Below are 2,516 nucleotides of genomic sequence, written 5' to 3' on the forward strand. Positions count from 1 at the left end.
AAGCGAGGAATTCGTCGCGGCGCACCCCGCGCATCGCGGCTCGATCGCATTCCTGATTACGAGCGACGAAGAAGGCCCCGCTACCGACGGCACCATCAAGGTCGTCGAAGCACTACAGGCGCGCGGCGAACGCATGGACTACTGCATCGTCGGCGAACCGACGTCGAGCGCACAGTTCGGCGACATGGTGAAGAATGGCCGGCGCGGGTCCATGTCGGGCAACCTGATCGTCAAGGGCGTGCAAGGCCATATCGCCTATCCGCATCTGGCGAAAAATCCGGTGCATCTGCTCGCGCCCGCGCTGGCCGAACTGGTCGCCGAACGCTGGGACGACGGCAACGAGTACTTCCCGCCCACCACCTGGCAGGTTTCGAACGTCCATAGCGGCACCGGCGCGACCAACGTGATCCCCGGCCATGCGGACGTGATGTTCAATTTCCGATTCTCGACGGCCAGTACGGTGGAAGGCCTGCAGGCTCGCGTCCATGCGATCCTCGACCGGCACAATCTCGAATACGACCTGCAATGGACCGTGAGCGGCCTGCCGTTCCTCACGCCGCGCGGCGATCTGTCGAACGCGCTGGCTAAAGCGATCAAGGACGAAACCGGCGTCACGACGGAACTGTCGACCACCGGCGGCACCTCGGATGGCCGCTTCATCGCCCGCATCTGCGAGCAGGTGATCGAATTCGGCCCGCTGAACGCCAGCATCCACAAGATCGACGAACATATCGACGTCGCACACATCGAGCCGCTGAAGAATGTGTATCGCCGCGTGCTCGAACAACTGATCGCCTGACCAAGGAATATCTGCGATGACGCTCCCGTTTTCCACCGTCCGCGACCTGCTGCGTTTCGCGGTGTCGCGTTTCAACCAGGCCGAGTTGTCGTTCGGCCACGGCTCGGCCAACGCCTACGACGAAGCCGCCTATCTGATCCTGCACACGCTGCATCTGCCGCTCGATCTGCTGGATCCGTTTCTTGACGCGCGTCTCTCCGCCGCCGAAATCGACGCCGTGCTGAACGTCATCGAGCGCCGCGCCGGCCAGCGCGTGCCGGCTGCCTACATCACGCAGGAAGCGTGGATGCACGGCTTCCGCTTTTACGTGGATGAACGCGTGCTCGTGCCGCGCTCGTTCATCGGCGAGTTGCTGCAGGATGGCCTGCAGCCGTACGTCGAAGATCCCGAACAGGTGGGCGCCGTGCTGGAACTGTGCACCGGTTCCGGCTGCCTTGCGATCCTCGCGGCGCACGCATTCCCGAACGCGGATATCGACGCCGTCGATCTCTCGGCGCCCGCCCTGGAAGTCGCCACGCGCAACGTCACGGAATACAGGCTCGACGACCGCGTCGCCCTCTTCGAGGGCGATCTGTACGCGCCGCTCGCCGAGCGCCGTTACGACGTGATCATCAGCAATCCGCCGTACGTGAACGCCACCTCGATGCAGGGACTCCCAGCCGAATACAAGCACGAGCCGGACATGGCTTTGGCCGGCGGCGCGGACGGCATGGATATCGTGCGAAGGATCATCGCCGAAGCGCGCAACTGGCTGACCGAATACGGTGTGCTGGTGGTCGAGATCGGCAACGAGCGCGCAAACGTCGAAGCGGCATTCGGCGGCCTCGATCTGGTCTGGCTGTCGACGAGTGCCGGCGACGACAACGTGTTCCTGATTCAGGCCGCGGATCTGCCGGTCTGACGTTTTATAGCTTCATCCCGCGACGCGCGCAGCAGGTGTTGACTGCTTGCCGCGCGTGCCGCACCTGAGCGCACTTCCTGAGCCAGCCCCTCTCGCCGTCAAGCGGCCGCGGCAGCGCTTTGCCAAACCTCCACCCGCCTATGCAATTCGACCTGCTTCACATCGGCCCGCTGGTCGCACTCGCCCATATTCTCGGCGTGATCGCGGCGTGCCACGCGATTCTGAACACCCGCACATCGCAAGGCGCGATTGCGTGGGCCGTGTCGCTGGTCGCCATGCCGTATCTGACGCTGGTGCCATATCTATTCCTCGGCCGCAGCAAATTCGAGGGTTACGCGGACGCTCGACGCGTCGAAAACGAATTGCTGCGCACGCGCGCCCATCCTCAGGAATGGGACACGCTGGCCTCCTCCGCGGGGCTGCCTACGCAGGAGCTTGGCACGAGGCTCGTGCATTCGCTTACGCGCCTGGGCGGCATGCCGTTCCTACCGGGCAATTCCGTGCGCACGCTGGTGAACGGAGCCGCAACATTCGAGGCGATCTTCGAAGCAATCGAGGGCGCACGCAATTACGTGATCGTGCAGTTCTTCATTGTGCGCGACGACACGCTTGGCGAGATGCTGAAAGACGCACTGATCGCGAAAGCGCAGCAAGGCGTGCGCGTCTACTTTCTGTACGACAGCATCGGCAGTTTCGATCTGCCTCACCGCTACGTGGCGGCGCTGCGGGCAGCCGGCGTGGAGACACACCCGTTCGCCACCAATCGCCGCTTCGTCAACCGTTTGCAGTTGAACTTCCGCAACCACCGCAAGATCG

Annotated in this window: 3 protein-coding genes; all 3 read left to right on the forward strand. The window is 63.6% G+C overall.

The annotated features are described in order from the left end of the window. A partial coding sequence (dapE, locus tag VFE81_RS11130; RefSeq protein ID WP_325044648.1) for a succinyl-diaminopimelate desuccinylase occupies positions 1-799 on the forward strand: 799 nt, incomplete at its 5' end. Positions 800-815: 16 nt separating this feature from the next. After that, positions 816-1,700 carry a 50S ribosomal protein L3 N(5)-glutamine methyltransferase gene (gene prmB, locus VFE81_RS11135; protein WP_325044649.1) on the forward strand — a complete coding sequence of 295 codons (885 nt, stop codon included), beginning with the start codon at positions 816-818 and terminating at the stop codon, positions 1,698-1,700. Between the two features lie 140 nt (positions 1,701-1,840). Then, the coding region (locus VFE81_RS11140) for a PLDc N-terminal domain-containing protein (RefSeq protein WP_325044650.1) at positions 1,841-2,516 on the forward strand (676 nt) is incomplete at its 3' end.

Source organism: Paraburkholderia sp., from assembly GCF_035656215.1.
GTDB lineage: Bacteria > Pseudomonadota > Gammaproteobacteria > Burkholderiales > Burkholderiaceae > Paraburkholderia.

Coding starts and splice junctions, on each gene's coding strand:
- prmB (WP_325044649.1), top strand. CDS start 816: ATGACGCTCCCGTTTTCCACCGTCCGCGACCTGCTGCGTTTCGCGGTG.